14 protein-coding genes are annotated in these 22,664 nt (G+C 45.8%); 6 read left to right on the top strand and 8 right to left on the bottom strand.

Annotated features, from left to right (window positions below; translation table 11 throughout):
• Positions 1-86: 86 nt before the first annotated feature.
• Complete coding sequence (locus tag A3860_RS18320; protein WP_081148218.1) at positions 87-1,595, top strand: glycoside hydrolase family 10 protein; 1,509 nt, start codon at positions 87-89, stop codon at positions 1,593-1,595.
• Here the strand turns inward: A3860_RS18320 and A3860_RS18315 are convergent.
• Positions 1,581-2,207, bottom strand: coding sequence for a hypothetical protein (locus A3860_RS18315; protein WP_081148216.1), 627 nt, complete (start codon positions 2,205-2,207; stop codon positions 1,581-1,583). The two genes, A3860_RS18320 and A3860_RS18315, sit on opposite strands and share 15 nt — an antisense overlap.
• A gap of 602 nt (positions 2,208-2,809) precedes the next feature.
• A complete protein-coding gene (gene treS / locus A3860_RS18310; protein ID WP_081148213.1) occupies positions 2,810-6,127 on the bottom strand; it encodes a maltose alpha-D-glucosyltransferase in 3,318 nt (1,105 codons plus the stop codon).
• A gap of 291 nt (positions 6,128-6,418) precedes the next feature.
• Between treS and A3860_RS18305 the strand changes: the two genes are divergently transcribed.
• A complete protein-coding gene (locus A3860_RS18305; RefSeq protein ID WP_081148210.1) occupies positions 6,419-6,829 on the top strand; it encodes a hypothetical protein in 411 nt (136 codons plus the stop codon).
• A gap of 43 nt (positions 6,830-6,872) precedes the next feature.
• Here the strand turns inward: A3860_RS18305 and A3860_RS18300 are convergent, their stop codons facing one another.
• On the bottom strand, positions 6,873-7,598 hold the full coding sequence (locus tag A3860_RS18300; RefSeq protein WP_081148208.1) for a hypothetical protein: 726 nt from the start codon (positions 7,596-7,598) through the stop codon (positions 6,873-6,875).
• Positions 7,599-8,010: 412 nt separating this feature from the next.
• Between A3860_RS18300 and A3860_RS18295 the strand changes: the two genes are divergently transcribed.
• The gene (locus A3860_RS18295) at positions 8,011-8,499 is read left to right on the top strand and encodes a YbhB/YbcL family Raf kinase inhibitor-like protein (protein ID WP_081148206.1); all 489 of its coding nucleotides are present in this window, start codon (positions 8,011-8,013) and stop codon (positions 8,497-8,499) included.
• Positions 8,500-8,527: 28 nt separating this feature from the next.
• Here the strand turns inward: A3860_RS18295 and A3860_RS18290 are convergent, their stop codons facing one another.
• Both A3860_RS18290 and fdhD read right to left on the bottom strand, forming a co-directional pair.
• Positions 8,528-10,840 carry an FdhF/YdeP family oxidoreductase gene (locus tag A3860_RS18290; RefSeq protein ID WP_081148204.1) on the bottom strand — a complete coding sequence of 771 codons (2,313 nt, stop codon included), beginning with the start codon at positions 10,838-10,840 and terminating at the stop codon, positions 8,528-8,530.
• A gap of 228 nt (positions 10,841-11,068) precedes the next feature.
• Positions 11,069-11,890: a formate dehydrogenase accessory sulfurtransferase FdhD gene (gene fdhD / locus A3860_RS18285; protein ID WP_081148202.1), complete on the bottom strand. Its 822-nt coding sequence runs from the start codon at positions 11,888-11,890 to the stop codon at positions 11,069-11,071.
• A gap of 387 nt (positions 11,891-12,277) precedes the next feature.
• Here fdhD and A3860_RS18275 point away from each other — a divergent pair, with 387 nt between their 5' ends.
• Both A3860_RS18275 and A3860_RS18270 read left to right on the top strand, forming a co-directional pair.
• Complete coding sequence (locus A3860_RS18275; RefSeq protein WP_081148198.1) at positions 12,278-13,816, top strand: alpha-N-arabinofuranosidase; 1,539 nt, start codon at positions 12,278-12,280, stop codon at positions 13,814-13,816.
• Positions 13,817-13,894: 78 nt separating this feature from the next.
• Positions 13,895-15,049: an aldose epimerase family protein gene (locus A3860_RS18270; RefSeq protein WP_081148196.1), complete on the top strand. Its 1,155-nt coding sequence runs from the start codon at positions 13,895-13,897 to the stop codon at positions 15,047-15,049.
• Between the two features lie 67 nt (positions 15,050-15,116).
• On the opposite strand, the gene A3860_RS18265 is transcribed toward A3860_RS18270, so the two are convergent.
• The 3 genes from A3860_RS18265 to A3860_RS18255 all read right to left on the bottom strand — a co-directional run bounded on the left by A3860_RS18265 (position 15,117) and on the right by A3860_RS18255 (position 20,864).
• A complete protein-coding gene (locus A3860_RS18265; protein WP_081148194.1) occupies positions 15,117-16,070 on the bottom strand; it encodes a DUF1735 domain-containing protein in 954 nt (317 codons plus the stop codon).
• Positions 16,071-16,094: 24 nt separating this feature from the next.
• A complete protein-coding gene (locus tag A3860_RS18260) occupies positions 16,095-17,639 on the bottom strand; it encodes a SusD/RagB family nutrient-binding outer membrane lipoprotein (RefSeq protein WP_081148192.1) in 1,545 nt (514 codons plus the stop codon).
• 87 nt (positions 17,640-17,726) lie between these two features.
• Positions 17,727-20,864, bottom strand: coding sequence for a SusC/RagA family TonB-linked outer membrane protein (locus A3860_RS18255; RefSeq protein WP_081148190.1), 3,138 nt, complete (start codon positions 20,862-20,864; stop codon positions 17,727-17,729).
• 311 nt (positions 20,865-21,175) lie between these two features.
• On the opposite strand from A3860_RS18255, the gene A3860_RS18250 reads away from it, so the two are divergent.
• The gene (locus A3860_RS18250; protein ID WP_081148188.1) at positions 21,176-22,606 is read left to right on the top strand and encodes an arabinose isomerase; all 1,431 of its coding nucleotides are present in this window, start codon (positions 21,176-21,178) and stop codon (positions 22,604-22,606) included.
• Positions 22,607-22,664: the final 58 nt, after the last annotated feature.

Here is a 22,664-nt window from a genome sequence, read left to right as displayed (position 1 = left end):
GAGATTTCATTAAGAATGATCAGTAAACCTGACCGGATAAAAGAAATCTCAAAATCTCTAAATCCCGAAATCAGAAATCACACGCTATGTTAGGAAGGCTATCCTTGTTTGCAGCCACCTGCTTTTTTCTTGTGTTACTGCATTCCTGCGCTGCTTCCAAACCAACTAAGGAGCCAGCTCAACAACAATTGCAATTGCCCAAAGCAGCTGCCGAATTTCGTGCTGCCTGGGTGGCGTCGGTAGCCAATATCAACTGGCCCAGCAAACGTGGCTTAACAACCGAAGAGCAACAACGGGAGGCCATTCAGTTACTCGACTTTTTACAGGCGCATCATTTTAATGCGGTGATCCTTCAAATAAGGCCGCAGGCCGATGCTTTGTACCAAAGCGATCTGGAGCCCTGGTCGTATTTTCTTACGGGTACACAGGGAAAAGCGCCCGAGCCTTATTATGATCCATTGCAGTTCTGGATTGAAGCAGCGCATGACCGCGGCCTTGAACTACATGCCTGGTTAAACCCATACCGGGCGCATTCGCCGGCCGGTGGCGCTGTCACCGACAGTTCGCTGGTTAAAAAGAAACCCGGCCTGGTGGTAAACCTGAAAGACGGTCACTGGTGGTTCGACCCCTCAAAACCCGGAACGCAGGAACACGCAACAGCCGTGGTGATGGATATTGTAAAGCGCTATGATGTTGATGGCATTCACTTCGATGATTATTTTTATCCCTATCCTTCCTATAACGGTAATGCCGATTTCCCTGATTCGGTCAGCTGGCAGCAATATGTGCAGCATGGTGGCAAACTAAGCCGCGGCGACTGGCGGCGGAATAGTGTGAACACCTTCATTCAGGAGTTATATAAAAATATAAAAGCCGAAAAGCCGTATGTAAAGTTTGGGCTTAGTCCGTTTGGAACCTGGCGGCCCGGTTATCCTTCTATTGTGGAAGGGTTTGATCAGTATAACCAGTTGTATGCCGATGCCCGCTTATGGCTGAATGAAGGCTGGATAGATTATTTTACTCCGCAATTGTACTGGAAAATAAGCAGCCCAACTGTAAGCTTTCCCATTTTGTTAGGCTGGTGGGCAAATGAAAATAAAATGCACCGTCATTTATGGCCGGGCATCAGTGTTGGCCGCGATACCACTGCTGCCAATACAACCGAAGTGTTGAACCAGATCATGGTCACCCGCGGTATGTTGCCCGATAATAGTGGTGATGTGCATTGGAGCATAGGTTCCTTAACAAAGGATAGCAACCTGGCAAAAGCAGTGGTTGAAGGTCCGTATAAAAAGCAGGCGCTGGTGCCGGCCTGCCCCTGGCTCAATGCTACGGCGCCCGAATTGCCACGCGTAAATACAAAGAAGGCAGGCGATTCATTACAAATAAGCTGGACGCATACCAATGAACAGGCTGTTTTTCATTGGGTAGTGTATTATCAATATGGAAACAAATGGAGTTACACGATCCTCAACCGGCGCGACCGTTCTTTTGTGGTGAGTTTGCTTGCAGGAAAAGATACATTGAACCGAATTGCAGTATCGGCAGTTGATAGAACCGGAAATGAAAGTAAAATGGAGTTATTGGGTTATTGAGTTGTTGGTGTCAATGGTACTCAACGCTCTTAATTTACCCGCCAACTCTTCACCAACACCATCGGGATGTTCTTCAATGTATGCTGATAAGCGCGGGTCATTGGTCATGGCCAGGTAGCAGGCAAAATTATCGATGATGAGCTCGCTGTTGCTATCGGCCAGTAATTTATCAATGAATTGCTTGTTGTCTTCTATATCAAGCTGGGCAGCTATGTATTTATCTATTTTAAGAATAAGGTCAAGATAGAAATCGACGGATGCGCCATAAATATTCTGAAAGCGGAAATCATATTTGGTGGGGCCGTAGATGTATTCGTTGCGCCCGGTTTTGTTGGTCTTGATCCATTTCTTCAATTTTTTGGAACCTACATAGGGTAATATTTCGAGGCCAACGCTGCTGCCGGCCATATTACTTCTAGAGCTCCAGAAATTGATCTCCACAAAAAGGTCTTTCGATTCTATCTTCACTTTGGGGCGGCTCTTGTTGTACTTGTATCCTTTCTGTTGATAATAGTATCCTATCGCCTGGCAGAATTCGTCGAAGATTTCTGCCGGCGGCGTATTTTCGCTTTGATTAGTAAGGATGCTATTTTCAGTCCAGAATGATGTCATAATTTGTACCGGAACCCGATCGATTTTGCCAGTAATTTACCAATTATTATTACTTCAATTGTATCAATAACGATTTAAAAACCATTCTTGTTTACCACAAAATACAATTGTGTGATGATTAAGCAGATACAAATTAAATTAGTAGCAGGATATTGATTAAGATCATCGAAATTATTGGGGATCATCAAAATAAAGTTGATATGATCACCGTCATTGTTTTCCACTTCTCTCTAATAGTATCTTTATGTCGGATTAATCAAAAAGGCGATCGGTTAAGGCGGAAGATAGGTATCTGTTTCAGCTATTGTTTGAAAAGAGGCAAGAACGGGAACAGGAAACTATCCACTGAAAAAACAGAGCATATCTGTTATCTTAACTCGAAAACCTGATTTGGTTAAGCAAACGCTGATAGCATAAAGGTTATTAATAGTAACTACAAGCTACCAACGTTAGACGGGGGCGGACCGAAAGGTCCGTCCTTTTTTATGCCCACCAGCCCCCTAAAGGGGGCGCAATTGAAATTTCTTACTTCCTACTTCTTACATCTTACTTCTGCCTTTCATTATCTCATTATCAAATCTTAACAATATCAAATTTTTCCACTACTTAATGATAGTCTTTATAGTTCTCATTGGCACCACCATTGAACCAAAACCGTTATTCAACGCATGGTTCAGATCTAATAACGATTTTTCGAGTAAAAATGTTTGTATCATTACCCTGAAATCAGTTTTATCTGCAGGCACAAACCGGCTGCCTTTAACGGTATCGAGATAGGCTTTCATAAAAAATCCACCCATATAATGCGCCCACAGCCGAATAAAAGGAACATACTTCGGTATATTATCTTTTAATATATGATGGTTGCGGTGAAAGCCATCATAACCTGTATTGTGAATGGAGCGCAGCATGGTGGCTACATCGTGCAGCGGTGATCTTTTCAACCTTCTTTCGCTGTAAGGGCGAAGCGGATCGCCGCCATAACCCTGAATGGCAATATCTTTCCCCGTCAACAGTACCTGGCTCAGGGTGTAATACCCATGAATGCGGATCTTTAGTACATCCAGTTTTTTGGTGTATATCTTTTTGAACACATTCAACACATCATCGCGGTGTTTGAGCAGCTCTTCCGCTTCAATGCGCATATCTTCAGGCAGGCGGGCAAGGTTCCTTTTCAGGTTCTGAAAAACTTCCCGCACCAGCGATACCATGGCCGAGAATAATGACCGCTGATAATGCAGCGAGAATTCTTCGGGTTTAAAATCTTTCAACTCAAAACCCGCAGCCAGCGCCAGGTGCATTTCGCCGGTGCGCGTACCTATAAGGCGCGCCTGATCGGCCGCGCGGCCGCCCAACAGTTCTTTCAATCCATTGGGTATTTGCTCAAACGCCACCGGCTCGGTGAGGTTGCCCTGGTGTTCCCAGGAAGGCAGGTTGTCCTGGTTCATGGCCAAAATGCGTTCAATATAGTTATGCACCCGCTCCAACATATACGTGTAGCCGTTACCATGGTTCTCAACCATCACCTGCATCATGCCCATGGTGATCATTCCTTTTTCTGTCATCCATTCCATGGCGCCTAAAAAAGCAGGGATATGTTCATACCTGACTTTTTCGCTCAGAAAATGGGAGATCTCTGCATCGGGATTAATAAAATAATCGACCCGCCGGTAAAAGGTAAGGAAGAAATTATTATCGTAGGTTATAGCCCCATGAAAGCGGTCGCCTTCGTATACTTTTGATTTGATATCATCGTGTTGGGTAGCGTAGGTGTTTAATGTACCGTTGTTGTAGAACCGGATCTGGTTATTATCGCGGCCGGCCAGCGTTTCATTGCGCGTCAATTGCTGAAACAGCCATTGCTGGAAACTGGTAACAAACAATGCATCGCATAAAATGCCGTCCTGCTCACCTATATGCATATAGGCTATAATGGAATGAGGAAAACTGTTCCCCAGTTTTTGGGCCACTGCATTCGTGGCAAACATTACGATCAACTGGTACATTTCGGGCAGGCCGCTTTCGTACGTAACTTCAAACAACAACAGCATGGCCTCGTGCGGTGTTGCAGGAAGGTTCACATAATTGATGATCTCCACATTATGTACGGTTCGGGCCCGGCCGGTAAACCATTTGCTTTGTTTGAGGTAAACCGGCAGAATGGCGTTCTCCAGTTCGGCCCGGGTGGTTTTACTCACCACATCTTCCCATTTATTCAGCTGCAACAGCGGTATCGCTTTTTGGGCATCAATTTCAGGATGCGCTTTTTCTAACGATAACCACAACCAGGTGTGCGGGCCCAATGTAAAAAAGTAAGTTTCGCCCTTACCCACTGCGGGAAATTTGTTCCTGCTCATCAATTCTATCAATGCAAACCCCTTGTATCCTTCTAATGGCACTTCTGCCACCTGCGCAAACTTCGACAGGTTCACCACTATCAGCAACGTTTCCTCTTCGTACCGGCGCAAAAAGGCCAGCACCTTGGGGTTGTCGACATTAAGAAAGGTGAGATCGCCGCGCCCGAAGGCTTTGTGTTTTTTACGCATGTTGATCATGCGTTTCATGAACCAGAACAACGACGAGGTATTGCGACGCTGCATTTCCACGTTCACCGATTCGTAATGGTATTCGGGGTCAAGTATCAGCGGCAGGTATAATTGATGCGGGTTGCTATGCGAGAACCCCGCATTGCGGTCGGGCGACCATTGCATGGGCGTGCGTACGCCGTCGCGGTCGCCTAAATAGAAATTATCACCCATGCCAATCTCATCGCCGTAATAGATCACCGGCGTGCCGGGCAATGAGAACAGCAGCGAGTTAAGCAATTCAATTTTTTCGCGGTTATTTTCCATCAGGGGCGCCAGCCGGTGGCGTATGCCCAGGTTGATGCGCGCCTTGGGGTCCTTTGCGTACACTTTATACATGTAATCGCGCTCTTCATCGGTCACCATTTCCAACGTGAGCTCATCGTGGTTGCGCAAAAAGATAGCCCACTGACAGGTGGGGGGTATGGCCGGGGTTTGATCGAAAATATCAGTGATAGGGTAGCGGTCTTCCATTTGCAGGGCCATGAACATGCGCGGCATTACCGGGAAATGATAGTTCATATGGCATTCATCGCCTTCGCCAAAATAGCTGGCTGAATCTTCGGGCCACATATTGGCTTCGGCCAGTAATACCGTGCCCGGAAATTTCGCGTCTACATGAGCCCGTAATTTCTTGAGGAAGGCATGGGTTTCGGGCAGGTTCTCCCCATTGGTGCCTTCGCGTTCATATAAGTAAGGCACGGCATCGAGGCGGAAACCATCAACGCCCATATTGCACCAGAAATCGATGAGGTTGAACACTTCCTGTTGCACCAGCGGGTTGTCATAATTGAGATCGGGCTGGTGATGAAAGAAGCGGTGCCAGTAATATTGCTGGGCAACGGGGTCCCAGGTCCAGTTGGAGGTTTCAAAATCCTGGAAAATGATGCGCACATCCTTGTACTGGCTGGGATCGTCGGTCCACACATAATAATCTCTCCCCGGCGAACCTTTTTCGGCATTGCGCGCCCGCTGAAACCAGGGGTGCTGGTCGCTCGTGTGGTTTATTACCAGCTCGGTGATTATTTTCAGGTTGCGCTGGTGGGCCTCATCGAGCAGGGTCTTTAACTGCGAAATGTTGCCATAAGAGGTATTGATGCTATAATAATCGGCAATATCGTATCCGTCGTCGCGCAGCGGTGAAGGATAAAAAGGCAGTAACCAGATGACGTTTACACCCAGTTCCTGCAAATAATCAAGCTTTTGCAGTAGTCCGCCAAAATCGCCAATGCCATCGCCATTGCTGTCGCAAAAGGCTTTAATGTGCAGTTCGTATATAATAGCATCCTTATACCAATGCAATTTATCGTCGAGAATGTGTTTTGTAGGTTCCATATGCCCCGGGTTATGACTACTACTTCACACATAATTTTTATGCCAGAAGGGTAGAAAGCCGGCTTTTTCCCGGAGATTGTTAACGAAATTTTAGAGTAAATGAGGTAATGAATTGATTATTATCAATTGTCGTTGGGCTCATTTCCGTTTATGCATAAAAGTTGTAAATTAGCCTACCCTAAGGTTTATAATACTTTTAACAGGCATTCTGATTGGTAGCTAAAAGCCATGGTGGCAAAACTCTCCTGAACGCGTTGTTCAGTGGGGCGCCATTTAAACGAAATCATCAGTATGACCTTTGTACCTAAATCCGTTACTGCTACACAAACCAGCTTTCGCAAAACGCGTATAAGGTCGGCTATGCTGGCCTGCTTCAGTAAAATTCCTGTTACAACCAGTACGCCTTATTTCAGGCAATGGCATATTCATGCGATCGATATTACCAAAATACTAAGTGTAAGCAGGGCAGAAGCCCGGCAGCTTATGCAGGAACTGCGTAATTTCTTCGGGAAATCAAAACGTGATGTAATAACGGTTGAAGAATTTTGCGCGTTTACCGGTATAAGAAAAAACAGGGTGCGCATGCACCTGGCAGCGCGCCAGATTGAGCATGAAATTAAACGGCAATATACTGTGGAAATGCTGAATAGTGCCGTTGCCGGCAAAAGCGGGAACTCTGAACTTAAAACTTTGAACTGGTAACTGAAAACTGTGAACTGGTAACTTTGAACTGTTAATTTTTAACTTAATTGAACAATTCCTGCGACTCGCGGCTTTGCAGGGATGTTTCCCATTCCAGCAGCATATCGAGCGTGCTTTCAATATTAATGATCATCTTTTCGGTGCAGGTGATCAGGGTATCGAGGTAATAAGCTACATGCGACATAACCAGTACCCGGCTCTTATCGTTTTCCTTTTCTGTTTCTTTCTGTAAAAGAATGTGAAAATACTGGTAATATTCGCCTATCTGGTACAGGAAATCTTCAATGATGCGGTGCATGGTAGCAACTTCTTCACTGTCGACCGACTGATTAACGGCAAAGCTGGTTTCATTAAAATAGCAGGTATTCAGGTTGCCCAGTAATAATTCCTGTCCGTTTGTATCATATTCATTTACCAGGTCAAGGAAGGAGGCTAATAACTCAATGAGGTGCTTATAATATTGGGCAGTAAAAGGTTCGGCATTGGCATGAGCGCTTAATTCCTGGTGGGTTTCCTGAATAAAGGCCAACAGGCGGGCTTCATCCTGGCTATCTTTCTGGGTCAATTTGTTAAGCAGGCGATGAATGATGGCATTATCGCACATTTGTTCGTTCAGCGAACTACCCAGGAAATTTATTTCAGATTCAGTGATGCGGCCATAAGTGCTTAAAACGATGTTCTCGTACGGTTTTTCTTCAGCGCAAAAACTAACGGCTTGTTCCTGCCTGAATTGCTTGGTGAAGCTTGGGTTGAAAGGATAGCTGGACATAACAGTGATTTTTTAGTGAAGGAATGAAAACCACATCACAATAATACAACTGCTACAGGGCGGATTGCAAGTATATTAGTCTGTAATCCATGTGATTACTGGTTAATATACCGGCCACTAATCATTATTATGTATGACGTAGGGGCTTTGGGAAAGTTTAATGGAGTGTATTTGCGTATATATAACGGTAAAGTGCGACAACTTATTGGGTAAATTCACCAAAATTGTGCTTCATAACTGGTTTGGAATAAAAGATACCCACTCTCCTTATTCCCGCAATCACAACAATGTGTGATCATCGTCATTGTTAAAGTTTATTTCGGATAATATATTTGATAAAAGGTCATTAAAACAGGTAATACGGGGGCCGGCAGTTTGAAAAATATCCGCAAACAACATCAAAAGTGTAGCCATGAAATTTACCTCTTCAGATCCATCAACCAGGCAAACGTTCCGTGAAATGCATGCGTTGGAAATAAGCAGTCCCGAATTTGATGCCAATGGTTTTATTCCTTCGCGCTTTACCTGTGATGGGGCCAATATTAACCCCCCGCTCGATATTGCCGACGTTCCCTCTTCGGCGAAATGCCTGGCGCTGATCGTTGATGACCCCGATGCGCCCATCAGGGCCTGGGTGCACTGGCTGGCATGGAATATTCCGGTGGTTAAGCACTTACACGAAGATTCGCCGCTCAGGGAACAGGGCATCAATGATTTTAGACAGAACAGATATGGCGGGCCCTGTCCGCCGTATGGAGTACACCGCTATTATTTCAAAGTGTATGCCCTCGATTCGCAGCTGGCCCTGCCGGCCAATACCGGTAAGAACGAACTGGAAAAAGCCATGCAGGGGCATGTGGTGGCTTATGGAGAATTGGTTGGTAAATATAAGAGGAGATAAGTTTTTAAGTTTTCCCAAACTAACAAACTCACGAACTAATACTCACTTTCTTCACCCTTACAACGACCGCCTTCGAAACCGGCGTGTTACTTTTCTTCGCCACGCTGTTCACCGGCACCAGCACATTGGTCTCGGGAAAATAAGTGGCCATGCATTGTTCCGGAATAGGATAGGGCACCACAATGAATTTATGGGCCACCCGTTCAACCCCGCCATGGTGGTTGTAAATATCAACCACATCGCCTGATTTCAGATCACGACTGTTCATATCCTGCTGGTTCATCAATATCACCCGCCTTTCTTTATAAATGCCCCGGTACCGGTCGTTAAGCCCGTAAATAGTGGTATTGAACTGATCGTGGCTGCGAATGGTCATCATCAGCAGCTCGTCGGCCGACATATGAATGGGGGTATGGTGCCCAATATTGAAATGCGCTTTTTTCGATGCGGTATTGAATGACCCTTCTCGGTTGCAATTAGGTAAATAAAACCCGCCCGGCTGGCGCACCCGTTTATTGTATTCGCCAAAACCGGGAATGGTACGCTCGATATCGTCCCTGATATGGTCATAATGTTGCAGGTATTTATCCCAGTCAATGGGGCTGCGGCTGCCCAGGGTGGCTTTGGCCAGGCGGCAAACGATCACCGGTTCGCTCAGCAACTGCTCCGATACCGGTGGCAAAACACCCTTCGACCACTGAATTACGCCCATGCTATTCTCACACGAAACAAATTGTTCCTCGCCGTTCAGCAGGTCTTTATCACTGCGGCCAAGGCAGGGAAGTATCAGTGCTTCCTGTCCATGTACCAGGTGGCTTCGGTTGAGCTTGGTTGATACATGAACGGTGAGCGTGCATTTACGCAGGGCATTGGCGGTGTAATTGGTATCGGGCGTGGCCGATAGAAAATTACCACCCATGGCAATAAATACTGAAGCCCTTCCGCCATGCATAGCTTTGATGGCTTCTACTACATCATAACCGGGGTGCTGGGGCGGCTGAAAGCTGAAATTCGCCGCAATGGTATCCAGAAAGAGTTTGCCCGGTTTTTCATAAATACCCATGGTGCGGTCGCCCTGTACATTGCTGTGGCCCCTCACAGGGCAGGTGCCTGCCCCGGGTTTGCCAATACTGCCTTTCAGCAGTAGCAGGTTCACCACCTCTTTAATGGTATCTACTGCATTTACATGCTGCGTAAGCCCCATGGCCCAGCAGGCGATGATCCTGGTTTTATCTTTTAACAGGGTGGCCACTTCGGTAAGCTGGGCAATAGAAATGCCGCATGCCTGTGCTAATTGTTCAATGTTTTGTTGTTGCAGGTCGTTGATGAAGGCATCAAAGTCAAGGGTGTTGTTTTCAATGAACGGGCGGTCGAACACCTGGCCGGGCTGTGCCTGTTCGTGTTGCCATAACAGGTATTCAATGGCTTTCAGCAGGGCCATATCGCCATTGATCTTCACCGGTAGAAAAATATCGGTGAGGTGGGAATCCATACCCAGCAGTCCCTTTACCTGTTGCGGGTTGTTGAAACCCATGAGGCCGGTTTCGGGCAACGGGTTCACCGCAATAATGCGGGCGCCTTTGGCCTTGGCCTTTTGTAAGGCGGTGAGCATGCGGGGGTGATTGGTGCCCGGGTTTTGCCCGAGGATGATGATCACTTCCGCTTCATAAAAATCTTCCAGCTTTACCGATCCTTTGCCAATGCCCAGCGACTCACCAAGCGCTACGCCACTGCTTTCATGGCACATGTTGCTGCAATCGGGCAGGTTGTTGGTGCCATAGGCGCGCACAAAAAGCTGGTATAGAAAGGCCGCTTCGTTGCTGGTGCGGCCCGAGGTATAAAAAATGGCTTCATCGGGCGACGACAGGCTGTTGAGGGCCCGGCCAATTTTGTTGAAGGCCTCGTCCCAGGTAATGGGCTGGTAATGGGTGCCGCCTGCCGGCAAAAATACGGGTTGGGCAATACGGCCTTTGCGGCCAATTTCATAATCGGTAAGGGCGGCCAGGTCCTGCACCGCGTTTTCGGCAAAAAAATCGGCGGTTAATTTTTTGAGGGTGGCTTCTTCGGCAATGGCCTTGGCGCCGTTCTCGCAATATTCGCCGAAGGGCGAGCGGTCATCATCGGGGTCGGGCCAGGCGCAGCTGGGACAATCGAACCCGTCTTTTTTATTCATATGCGCCAGGGCCTTCAGTCCGCGTACCAAACCGGCTTCACCGGCCACCTGTTTAAAGGCTTCCACCACTGCCGGCAGGCCGGCCGCGGTTTTTTTGATGGAACCGAGCTGTAATCCTGTGAATTTTTCTGGATTTTCAGCACCGGGAATATGTTGAGTGTCACTCATGATTGTTCTAATGAAGCTGTTTTTTAAAATGATTCATTGGGGTACTAAGTTTATGAAGTAGGAGGTAAGAGGTAGGAAATAAGAAGAACCCAAAATTGGTAACTGATGCATAGCATTCGGCCATCTGCTGGTCATTTATAATAAATTTCAAAATTAGTTATCTTCTTACCTCGTACTTCTTACTTCCTATTTCTTATACCTACGTTTACAAAACTAACCTTTACAAACTCAACCCACTTTCACCCGCTCCGCTCCACTATACACATTGAATCTATCCTTTCGAAGAAACCCTATCAAAGTAACACCATGCTCCGTCGCCAGCTCTACGGCCAGGCTCGATGGGGCGCCTACCGCTGCAATCACCCTTATGCCCGCCATAACGGCTTTCTGGATCAATTCAAAACCGGCCCTTCCGCTCAATAACAAAATATGTTGGGGCAATGGCAATTGCCGGTTCTGCAGCGCGGCGCCAATCACTTTGTCAACCGCATTATGGCGCCCCACATCCTCACGCAACAGGGAGCATTGTCCGCTCACATCGAACAGGGCGGCCGCATGCAATCCGCCGGTGCTGGTAAATACCACCTGATTTTGCTGAAGGGCCTGCTGCAATCCGTAAAATAAACCGGCCGGCACCACCAGCGCATCGGGTGGCGGGGTATGGGCCGGAACCGTTTTAATGGCGTCGATACCCGTTTTACCGCAAACACCGCAGCTGGATGTTGTATAGAAATTACGTTCGGCCTGTTGCAGTTGCGGAACAAACCCCGGCGCCAGCGTAACCAGTACGCTGTTTTGATGCGGCTGTATATGTTGTATTTGATCAATGTGCTGAACAATGCCTTCGGTAAATAAAAAACCGGCGGCCAGTTCGGCATCATGACCGGGCGTGCGCATGGTCACAGAAATGTTTTTTTGCACGTAACCGCCTGCCTGCTGCCACGACAATTGTATCTCCAGCGGTTCTTCAACGGCCAGTTCATCATCTACTTCCGTTTGTTCACCGGCATTGATCTTTTTAATTTTAATATGGGCCACGGGAAGTTGCATGGTGTAAAGTTACACTAAATGGCTTTAGTGAGTGGGGAGTGGTCAAATGGGATATTAGGCAATAGGTGCCGGTTACCTGTTACCAGTTGCCGGGCCTTGAGTGGCGGCCACTCCCCTGCAGTTGGAGTCTCCGAATTTTTTGCCCGGTAACCGGAACCTGGAAACCGGTAACCAAAAATAATTAAGCGTAAAATTGACATATATATGGTTTTATCTTAGTTTCACGTCCCAATGGAAAAAAAGGATTTCGCGTCCCGGGCAAGCCAATAACCCGGTTTCCATGATAACTTTTTACTAAAATTAACGATCAGTATGCTGCCAGTTCCCAACCTTGCTATAAGCTACCAATTCTTTACATTCATTAATTATTCATCATAAAGCTTTTACATGAAACGCTTTGCATTGCTATTTGCTAACAGTTTGATCGCTTTGGGAGTGCTTGCCCAAAATAACCTTTCATTTAATGTAGACGCTGCAAAAACTACCATCAGCCGGCAGATCTATGGTCATTTTGCCGAGCATTTGGGCCATTGTATCTATGGTGGTTTTTATGTTGGGGAGAAAAATTCAACCATCCCCAACACAAATGGGGTACGCAATGATGTTATAGCCGCCCTCAAAAAATTAAAGATCGCCAACCTGCGCTGGCCCGGCGGCTGTTTTGCCGATACCTATCACTGGAAAGATGGTATTGGGCCAAAAGACAAACGGCCTACTATGGTGAACGCCTGGTGGGGTGGTGTTACCGAAGACAACAGCTTTGGTACCCACGATTTTTTAAATATGTGTGAGCTCATTGGCACCGAACCATACCTCGCCGGTAATGTAGGCAGTGGCACCGTGCAGGAATTGATCGACTGGGTACAATATGTAAGCTTCGCGGGCAAAAGCCCCATGGCCGATCTGCGCCGGCAAAATGGCCGCGAAAAACCCTGGCGTGTATCGTTCTGGGGTGTTGGTAACGAAGCCTGGGGTTGCGGTGGCAATATGAAACCCGAATATTATGCCGACGTGTACCGCAAGTATGCCACCTTCATGACCGGCTGGTCGAACGAAACAAAGATCTTCCGCATTGCTTCCGGCGCCAATTCAAAGGATTATAACTGGACCGAAGTGCTGATGAAAAATATTCCGCTCAACATGCTGGGCGGTTTGGCGCTGCATCATTACTCCGTGATAAACTGGAATAAAAAAGGCCCCGCTGTTGATTTCACCGAAGAACAATATTTCGAGATCATGAAACAGGCCCTGTTCATGGATTCGCTGGTGATAAAGCATTCAGCCATCATGGATAAGTACGATCCGCAAAAACGCGTAGCCCTGGTCGTGGATGAATGGGGCGGCTGGTACGATGTGGAAGCAGGCACCAATCCCGGTTTCCTGTATCAGCAGAACACCATGCGCGATGCCATGATCGCCGGCGCCACGCTCAATATTTTCCATAACCATTGCGACCGCGTTCGTATGGCCAACCTGGCGCAAACCGTGAATGTGCTGCAGGCTGTTATTCTTACCAAGGAAGAAAAGATGATCCTGACGCCTACTTACCATGTAATGGAAATGTATAATGTGCACCAGGATGCTAAACTTATACCTTTGACCATCAAATGCAATAATTATACGTTTGGTAAGGAGACGTTGCCGGCCATTTCAGCTTCGGCTTCAAAAGATTCGAACAACCTGGTACATATCTCCCTCGTGAATATAGATGCAAAAAATACCCAGGATGTGACCATCAACCTCGAAGGCGGTAACCTGAAGACTGTAGGCGGCCGCATCCTGAGTTCGGGCAAGCTGCAGGACCATAACAGTTTTGAAGAACCTGAGAAAATTAAACCGGCCCCATTCCAGGGCGCTACCCTCAAAGGCAAAACGCTGAGTGTAAAAATGCCGCCTTTCTCAGTGGTGGTGCTGGAGTTAAAATAGGTTGGCTGATAGGGAAAATATCAGATATTTGACAAATTTTCTAATAACCCATTTGTAAACTCAAATAAGGATTACCATATGAACAGATTGATTTGCCATGTCGCCATGTTATCGCTGATCACCAGCATAGCATCATGCGGAGGCGAAAATAAACAACCTTCAACAGAAAATTCAGCAACAATGATCAAACAAGGCGTTACAACAAAAGATTGGGGTGAAACAGATGGAAAGAAAGTGCAGTTGTTCACCCTTACCAATAAAAACGGGGTTACCGTTAGCATCACCAACTATGGTGGTATTGTTACCTCCTGGGTTACCCCCGATAAACATGGCAATAGATCAAGTGTGGTGGTAGGTTTGGATAGCCTGCAGGACTACCTGAAAAAGCCACCCTATTTCGGCGCCCTTATTGGCCGTTATGGCAACCGCATTGGCGATGCCAAATTCAAGCTCGATGGCAAAACCTATACCCTGGCTGCCAACAACGGTAAAAACAATTTGCACGGTGGTAACAAAGGTTTTGATAAAGTAGTTTGGGATGCTACTCCCGCAGCAGACAGCACACCCGCGCTTACCCTGTCGTACCTCAGCAAAGATGGCGAAGAAGGCTTCCCCGGCAATCTGAAAGTAACGGTAGTGTATACCCTTACCGATGCAGATGAGCTGAATATCGAATATACCGCAGAAACCGATAAAGCCACACCGGTTAACTTAACCAACCACAGTTATTTTAACCTCACTGGCAGTACTGAGAACACTATTCTGAACCACAGCCTGCAATTAGTGGCTGATCATTTTACCCCGGTTGACACTACGCTGATCCCTACCGGTGAGATCAAAGCCGTTGCCGGCACACCGTTCGATTTTACCAAACCTGAGGTCATCGGTTCACGCATCGATGCAGTGCCTGGTGCAGCGCCTGGTGGTTACGATCATAACTATGTGATCAACCGTAAAGACAGCAGCCTGCAACTGGTAGCCACCCTGACTGATACAACAAGCGGCCGCAAACTGGAAGTATTCACTACCGAACCTGGTATCCAGTTCTACAGTGGTAACTTCCTCAATGGAACCTTTGTAAGCGGCGGCAAACCGGTGAACTTCCGTACAGCGTTGTGTCTCGAAACACAACACTTTCCCGATTCACCCAACAAGCCGAATTTCCCTACTACCATTCTGCAACCCAATCAAAAATACCATAGTGTAACAAAGTATAAAGTTTCGTTACAGTAATCAGGTCTTTACTAAAATAAGCAACCCCTCCCGATGCATCGGGAGGGGTTGTACGTTTATTAACCGTTTAATTCTTTTTGATCCATTCTTCCGCAACACGATACCCGGTTCCACCAAGATAGCCATATCTTAAGTAGAAGGTTTGGGTGGCGGGATCGTATGTATTATTACACATGGCAGAACCACTCCATGCCGCCGTATACCCCGGATTGTCGGCAGGCAAACCGCCTGACCATATAAGAACAGGGTCGGGGCTGCTGCCTGAATGCACCGCAATAGTGACATTTTGAACGGTGGTAGTGTTAAAAGGATTGGGAACAGATATTTCAACAAAGTACCCGCTTCCGCCCAGGTCGCCTAATTCTGTAATTAAAGTGGTGGCGTTTGCCGCAGGTAAGGTCCTTGACCTGCTAAGGGATCTTGGAGAGGAAGGATGATAAAAATATCCGGTAGCCGTATAACTGCCGGCTAATGGATTTCCTATAAAATGGAAGTAAATAGTTGAAAAATTTGAGCTGATAGTTTGGTCCTGCGCATCTTTAATTACAATAGGTAACATATAGCTAATAGCAGGATTAACTTTTGAAGGGAAAAATACTATTTGCATATGAGCGATCTTTCCTCCCGCTTTTATGGTAGCAGTAGTAGAAACTATTTTATACAACGAGTCGGGCATTAAAACATATTTAATGGAATCGTTTGCCAGGTTATCAAGCACCTTGGTAGGGTCCACAGCTATTGATACAGTCAGGTCTTTACTTAAAGTGCCTTTGCCGGCAAAACTTATATTGTAATTAGCTGTATCCATTAAATCGCTCGGCGGATATACAAGCGCCCCGCCAGTAAAATATTGCATACCCGAATTGATGGTAGTTCCGCTACCGCCTTCAATAAATTGCAGTTCAACGATATTACTGGTGGTATTATCGGGATCAATGTTCATGCCATCCTTCTTTAAGCAGGATGTTAAGCCCAGCAGGGCTATAAACGTAATGTATATGCTTACTCTTAAATGATTCATATATTGAATGAGTTTAATTGTTGATTATTGGGCCCAGAATATTAATGAGGTAAATGGACTGATGCTTTTAGGCACATTTTCAGAATTATACGACCCTTCAGAAGTAGGATATAAGATCCTGGTGGGCAGTTTATCGGTACGCGGGCTTTCCGATACACTGGAAGCAAACGTTTGATAAGCATTTCCTCCAGATACAATGGCAGGATAATGGGTGCGGCGATATTCATTCCAGGCCTCATGCCCATGAATAAAATTCAATGCAATAAATTTCTGCGTAATAATTGCCTGAACTTTTTGCTCAGTACTTGTATTAAGACTATAAGTCACCAGGGCGCTTGATAGATTGTTCGCCTTGTAAGCCGCAACACTATCAGCAGCACTTGCGGTTGTAGAACCATCGGGCAGGGTGTACAGGTATTTAAACGAAGCTGTTATTCCATTATAAAATAATGTTTCGTCCGACCCGGTTATTATACCTCTCAACACGGCTTCGGCCTGCAGAAAATAACTTTCAGCTGCCAGCATAGCGGGTAAACCGGCATTAGGCCCTTTTAAAACCCCAACCTGGCTGCCATTTGATTTTCCATCCCGGTTGGTACCCGAAAACCAGAAGCTGCCCGATGGACTTGCCACCACATTATAATTTTCAATGCCAAGGCGGTTAGTTCCTGTGCCCGGAAATTTATAATAAATAGCCGCTCCACGGCCTGCATCATTCAGTATATGACCATCGTAAAAGCTAAAAATAAAGGTGGCAGGCATCCATGCTTTATTTCCATCAGATCCGGTATAGCCGTAAGCCCAGGTATTCCAGGCTGGATTTTGTTTTCCGTTATCGCGTACATAACCCGGATTTATAAGCGCATCACTGGTAAGAAAGCCATCGCTGCTGAAAGTGGAATTTGAAAAAGTAACTTTACCTTTTCCACGGATCAGTAACCTTAATTTTATAGTGTTGGCAAATTGCTTCCATTTTTTTACATCGCCGGCAAAGAGCACATCTGAACTTCCTAATGGAGTTACCCCCGTTGATGTTTGATTGATCGTTGCAATGGCTTTATCCAGTTCATCGGCCAGGCTTTTATAAATTGTTTTTCCATCGGTATAGGCTGGCGCTAATTTTGAGGCCCCTTTTAACGCATCTTCAAAAGGAATATCGTTAAATGCATCTGTCAGCAACTGAAAGTCATATGCTTTCATGATCCTGGCAACAGCATTGAAGTAGTTATATTTCACCGTTCCATCTGTTTTATCAAGGATCGCCTGATAATCTTCCAGGTTGTCATAAGTGGTTCCCCAAAGGCCGGTAAATGAAGTGGTATAATTATAAGTAATGGACTCGCCAAAACCGCCATAGCCGCCGGCATTTGCCGCGTACAATCCTGTTTGTGAACCATATGTATTATAGGCATTAATGGCACTGGCTGTATTTACAAGGGCCTGCGGCAATATTAATTCGGGTGTGGCTGTAGTAGCCGAATTGGGATTGGTATTTATGTCGAGGTATTTTTTACAGGAAGTGCTTACAACCACCATTCCTATAACAATACCAGTGATTACATGTCTCATATTTAATTATTTTAGTAAAGCGATAAGCGCAAAGAACTTGTTCTGTGTTTATCTGCTTTGAATGTTTTCTGTTCTGGATTTTACCGGTTAAAATTTCAGGGAAATGCTGGCGCCGTAAAAGCGTGACGGCGGAGCTGAGTTCAAACCTGTAAGACCTACTCCATTGTTCTCGTTACCCGAAGTGCTGTATTCTGGGTCGGTATATAAGTTATCTTTCGCCATCCACATAAGCAGGTTACGTCCCTGAATACTGAACGTGGCCTGTTTAATAAATGAAACTTTACCTAAAACACTTGCAGGTAAAGTATACGAAAGGGTAACTTCTCTCAATTTCCAGAAGGCAGCAGAAGTAACATAGTTCGAAGTAACATCCCTGTTTATACCGTCTGTCCAAAAACCATTATTACCATTGCCATTGGCAATAGCTACGCTGGTATTTTTAATATAGGTGCCTGGTTTGCTGGGATCTTCGTACACCGAGTTGGGATAAACAAAGCTTTCGCGGTTATACACGGCAGTACGGTAACCGGTACCCGACCAATCCATTTCAGGACCCATTGAGTTGAATATTTTATAATCACCGCGATGCTCTAACACAAATGATAAACGAATGCCTTTGTATTCAACAGAACCATTTAAACCCAAACGATGGCGGGGAGTGGCATTACCCAATACAACAATGTCTGCAGTTTTGGTAGGTAACCCGGTAGTACGGTCTACAATTACATGACCCTGGGGGTCTCTCACATAATCATACCCCATAATCACAGGGAAAGTCCTTCCGGCTACTGCGTAAGAAGAACCTGAGCCACTGCTCGCCAAACTCAATTTTGGTAAGTCGGTTGTTATATAAATTACTGAGTTGTCTTCGTAGGTATAGTTACCGCCAACGTTTACCAGCCAGTCTTTATTTTGAAAAGCAACAACACTGGCTGTAGCTTCTACCCCTTTTGTTTCGGTTTGACCGGCATTGGTTAACAGGCCGGTAAAACCAGTTGCATTGGAAATATTAGTTGTTACGGTTTGATTAGTTGTTTTTGTATCAAAGTAGGTGAAGTTGGTAGTGATCCTGTCTTGCCAGGCATTTAAGTCAAAACCAAACTCATAGCCTTTTGTAAATTCAGGGGTGAGGTTTTTGGAAACCAGGCCATTACCAACAGAATAACCGGCAAGGCTGCCATAGGGGAAACCGTTGGTTGGGCTATAAATAGGATTCAGATAGTAGGCGCCGAAATCGCTGCTTGTACCAAGGTTTACCTGCCCTACTTTCGACCAGTTAGCCCTTAATTTAAGATAGCTGATGGGGGTTTGTTTAAGCGCGTCAATAACCTCACTGGCTATGAACGAAACTTCTGCCGATGGGTAAAAGAAAGAACGGTTTTCGGGATTCAAAATAGAAACCCAGTCGTTACGGCTGGTAGCATGCAGGAACAGGTAGTTTTTATAACCTATTCTCAGGTCTCCGTATACACCCACCTGGCGGGCTTTAAAGTTACCTTCACTGGCGCCGGGTGTACCAACGCCATTGCTAACATTGAACAGGTTGGGAATAACCAATCCGTTTGCCGAAACGGCCACATACTTGGCCTGGTTCTGTGTAAACTGAGCCCCGGATGTTAAATTAAAAGAAAAATCGCTTACTGTTTTATTATATTGTAAGAACAGGTCGGTTATAAGATTGGTATTATAGCTGCCATAGTCATTAACCGAAGCTGAGATATCAGATTTCGAACTTTGATCGGTATGTTTGGCATAATCTGTATAGGTAAAAGCGCCTACTGTATTCTTGCCGGAATAGTTATGCGTTGAAATACCCTGGCGGGCAATAAGGTCGAGCCCCTTTACAGGAGTGAACTTTAATTCAACGCTTGCAGTAAGATAATCGTCGCGATAATTAGCCCTGTTATTATCTGCAGTAAAGTACGGATTTGCATACCAGGGGTTATAATATCCATTAGGATTGGCAAATGAATCTGTTCTCCAGTTCTTATATTTTGTAATATCCACATTGGAAGGCATGTTCAGCATATTGGCATACATGCTTCCGGTTTGGGTAGTTATGTCTAACCGTTTTTGTGAATAGGAGGAAGAATAGGTAACATTTACTTTTTCACCCACTTTACGGGTACCGTTTATTCTAACTGTTGTACGGTTCATTTTATCGCCCGGTGTAGTTCCAGTGGCTTTTACATACTGCCCCGAAAGATAAAAGGTCGATCTGTCATCACCGGTTTGTAATGAAAGATCGGTTTGGTTGGTTATGCCTTTTTCCCAGAATTTAAAATGCCCCGCGTTGTATGCATAAACAGCAGAGTCCTGTCCACCACCTTCCAATGGTGCACCTAAAGGTCTTTTTACACCATCAAAGGCAGGCCCGTACGATTGGTTTTCCAGGTAATTAAAAAGAGGTTTACCATTAGCATCCAAACCATATGCGCTACCACCGGCGCCGAATTTCTTTTGAATTTTAGGATAGAAGCCAACCGATTCAACAGTCAGCGTATTGGAAACTGCTACACTGGTTGTTCCTTTTTTACCCTTTTTAGTGGTGATGATGAGGGCGCCGTTTGAAGCCATTGAACCATACAACGCGGCTGCACCTGCTCCATTCAATACCGTAACTTCATCAATATCTTCAGGATTCAGGCCACTTAAAAAAGTATTGGGCACTACTACGTTGTCCAATACAACCAGCGCCTGGTTATTACCTGTTAAAGACCGTTGTCCGCGTAATATTAACCTGTACGAAGGGTTTACGCCGCCACCGGTTCCGCTGATCATAAATCCGGCTACTTTACCCTGTAAACCGTTTGCGATATCAACGGCCTTTCCGGCAGTAAGCGCATCGGATTTTATTACTGTGTTAACAGATCCCAGCTCTTTTCTTTTTGCTTTAATACCGCCGGCTGTAACAATTACTTCATCCATCAGTTTGTCGGCACTTTCAAGTGCGATGGTCAAAGCTGTTTGATTCTGGGTTTTGATGGAAACTGTTTTGTAGCCAACGGCTGTAATGGTAAGAGACGTTCCCGGGCTTGTTTTGATTGAAAAGTTACCATCAAAATCGGCTACAGTGGCTTTATTTGTGCCTTTGATAATAACTGAAGCATTGGGAATGGGGGCGCCGGCTTTGTCAACGATCCTGCCGGATATTTCTTTTGTTTGGGCAGCTGCCAATAGCGTACAGCCCAACAGCACTGCGAGCAGTGGTAGGAATTTTCTCATGTGACTGATATTTTGGTTTGTGATATATTTAAACAGGTAAAAGATCCCTGATTAAAACATGTTCTGGCAGCAACCAATTATGATAGCAAATTATCAAGATAAGCTTAAATATCATCAAAAAAATTATAAACATTAATTATCCTTTTAGATACATATTTTAACCCATGTGTTAAAAGTATAATATGATCATCTGTGCGTATGCCTTCCCGAAAGCGGAGTATGATCAATTGAAAATGCTTTCTGCCACTCGCCGCAGGTTTTGTTTTTAAGCCCAACTGGTGGTAGCATGGCTGTTTTGCGTATTGTTAATCATGAATACGCCATCATTTAAAATTGGTCTTTTTGGCATTGGACTCAATACCTACTGGCCCCAATTTGACGGGTTGAAAGCGCGCCTCGAAGGTTACCTGGGCGAAGTACATAAACGCATCGCTGCCCTGCATCCTGATATTGTAAATGCCGGCCTTGTTGATACAGCCGATAAAGCTTTTGCCGCGGGACACCGGTTCAGGACCGAAGGCGTAAACATTATTTTCCTGTATGTTACTACTTATGCATTATCATCGACCGTATTGCCGATGGTGCAACAGGCAAAAGTACCGGTGATCGTGTTGAACCTGTCGCCCGAAGCGGCTATTGACTATGCTGCATTTAATAAAATGAACGACCGTACCCGTATGACAGGAGAATGGCTGGCTTATTGCCCGGCCTGTCCGGTGCCTGAAATTGCCAATGTATTCCTTCGCACCGGCGTGCAGTTTTACCAGGTTACCGGCATGCTGTATAATGACCCCGAATGCTGGAAAGAAATACTGGAATGGGTGGAAGCAGCCAAAGTAGCGCATACCATGGCATTTAACCGCCTGGGTTGTATGGGCCATTACTACAGCGGCATGCTCGATATTTATTCAGACCTCACCCAACAATACCGCTTCTTTGGCGGACATATTGAACTGATAGAAGTGGATGAGCTCGCCGCCTTGCGCCGCACCGTAACGGAAAAGGAGATCGAAGACCGTGTACAATTATTCAAAACCACTTTTGATATTCAGGCCGATTGCGAAATGGCCGAGCTGCAACGTGCCGCCCGTACCTCGGTAGCGCTCGACCGCCTTACCGATCAATACCAGTTGGGTTCCATGGCCTATTATTACAAAGGCACCGGTAATGATGATAATGAAGACACCATCAGCTCCATCATACTTGGTAATTCCCTATTGACCGCCCGCGGTATTCCCGTTGCCGGTGAATACGAGATCAAGAATGCACAGGCCATGAAGATCATGGACAGCTTTGGCGCCGGCGGGTCGTTCACGGAATATTATGCCATGGATTTTAAAGAAGATGTGGTATTGATGGGGCACGATGGGCCGGGCCATATTGCCATTGCAGAAGGAAAAACCAAAGTAAGGCCGCTGTATGTGTATCATGGAAAAGTAGGCCGCGGTTTGTCGGTTGAAATGTCGGTAAAGAACGGACCGGTAACTTTATTATCGGTTGTGCAACAGGGAAATGGTAAACTGATGTTACTGACGGCAGCCGCCGAATCGGTCCCTGGCCCCATACTGGAAATAGGCAATACCAATAGCCGCTATAAATTCTCTATAGGCGCCCGCCGTTTTGTAAACGACTGGAACAGCCATGGCCCCGCGCATCATTGTGCCGTTGGGGTAGGGAATATTGTGTCGAAGGTTAAAAAATTGGGTGCCCTGTTGAATATGGAGGTGGTGCAAGTGTGTTAGCAGGTTATTGGTGAACGAAGTAGGAAGTAAGACGTAAGAAGTAGGACGAAGAAAAAAG

Source organism: Niastella vici (assembly GCF_002077945.1).
Lineage (GTDB): Bacteria > Bacteroidota > Bacteroidia > Chitinophagales > Chitinophagaceae > Niastella > Niastella vici.
This window is presented reverse-complemented; position numbering and strand designations above follow the sequence as displayed.

What these genes read in the sequence shown, in the direction of transcription:
- treS (WP_081148213.1), bottom strand. Translation starts at nt 6,127, where the DNA reads ATGGAACCTACAAAACACATTCTCGACGATAAATTGCATTGGTATAAG.
- A3860_RS18260 (WP_081148192.1), bottom strand. Translation starts at nt 17,639, where the DNA reads ATGAGACATGTAATCACTGGTATTGTTATAGGAATGGTGGTTGTAAGC.
- A3860_RS18250 (WP_081148188.1), top strand. Translation starts at nt 21,176, where the DNA reads ATGAATACGCCATCATTTAAAATTGGTCTTTTTGGCATTGGACTCAAT.
- A3860_RS18320 (WP_081148218.1), top strand. Translation starts at nt 87, where the DNA reads ATGTTAGGAAGGCTATCCTTGTTTGCAGCCACCTGCTTTTTTCTTGTG.
- A3860_RS18295 (WP_081148206.1), top strand. Translation starts at nt 8,011, where the DNA reads ATGAAATTTACCTCTTCAGATCCATCAACCAGGCAAACGTTCCGTGAA.
- A3860_RS18305 (WP_081148210.1), top strand. Translation starts at nt 6,419, where the DNA reads ATGACCTTTGTACCTAAATCCGTTACTGCTACACAAACCAGCTTTCGC.
- A3860_RS18315 (WP_081148216.1), bottom strand. Translation starts at nt 2,207, where the DNA reads ATGACATCATTCTGGACTGAAAATAGCATCCTTACTAATCAAAGCGAA.
- fdhD (WP_081148202.1), bottom strand. Translation starts at nt 11,890, where the DNA reads ATGCAACTTCCCGTGGCCCATATTAAAATTAAAAAGATCAATGCCGGT.
- A3860_RS18270 (WP_081148196.1), top strand. Translation starts at nt 13,895, where the DNA reads ATGAACAGATTGATTTGCCATGTCGCCATGTTATCGCTGATCACCAGC.
- A3860_RS18300 (WP_081148208.1), bottom strand. Translation starts at nt 7,598, where the DNA reads ATGTCCAGCTATCCTTTCAACCCAAGCTTCACCAAGCAATTCAGGCAG.
- A3860_RS18265 (WP_081148194.1), bottom strand. Translation starts at nt 16,070, where the DNA reads ATGAATCATTTAAGAGTAAGCATATACATTACGTTTATAGCCCTGCTG.
- A3860_RS18255 (WP_081148190.1), bottom strand. Translation starts at nt 20,864, where the DNA reads ATGAGAAAATTCCTACCACTGCTCGCAGTGCTGTTGGGCTGTACGCTA.
- A3860_RS18290 (WP_081148204.1), bottom strand. Translation starts at nt 10,840, where the DNA reads ATGAGTGACACTCAACATATTCCCGGTGCTGAAAATCCAGAAAAATTC.
- A3860_RS18275 (WP_081148198.1), top strand. Translation starts at nt 12,278, where the DNA reads ATGAAACGCTTTGCATTGCTATTTGCTAACAGTTTGATCGCTTTGGGA.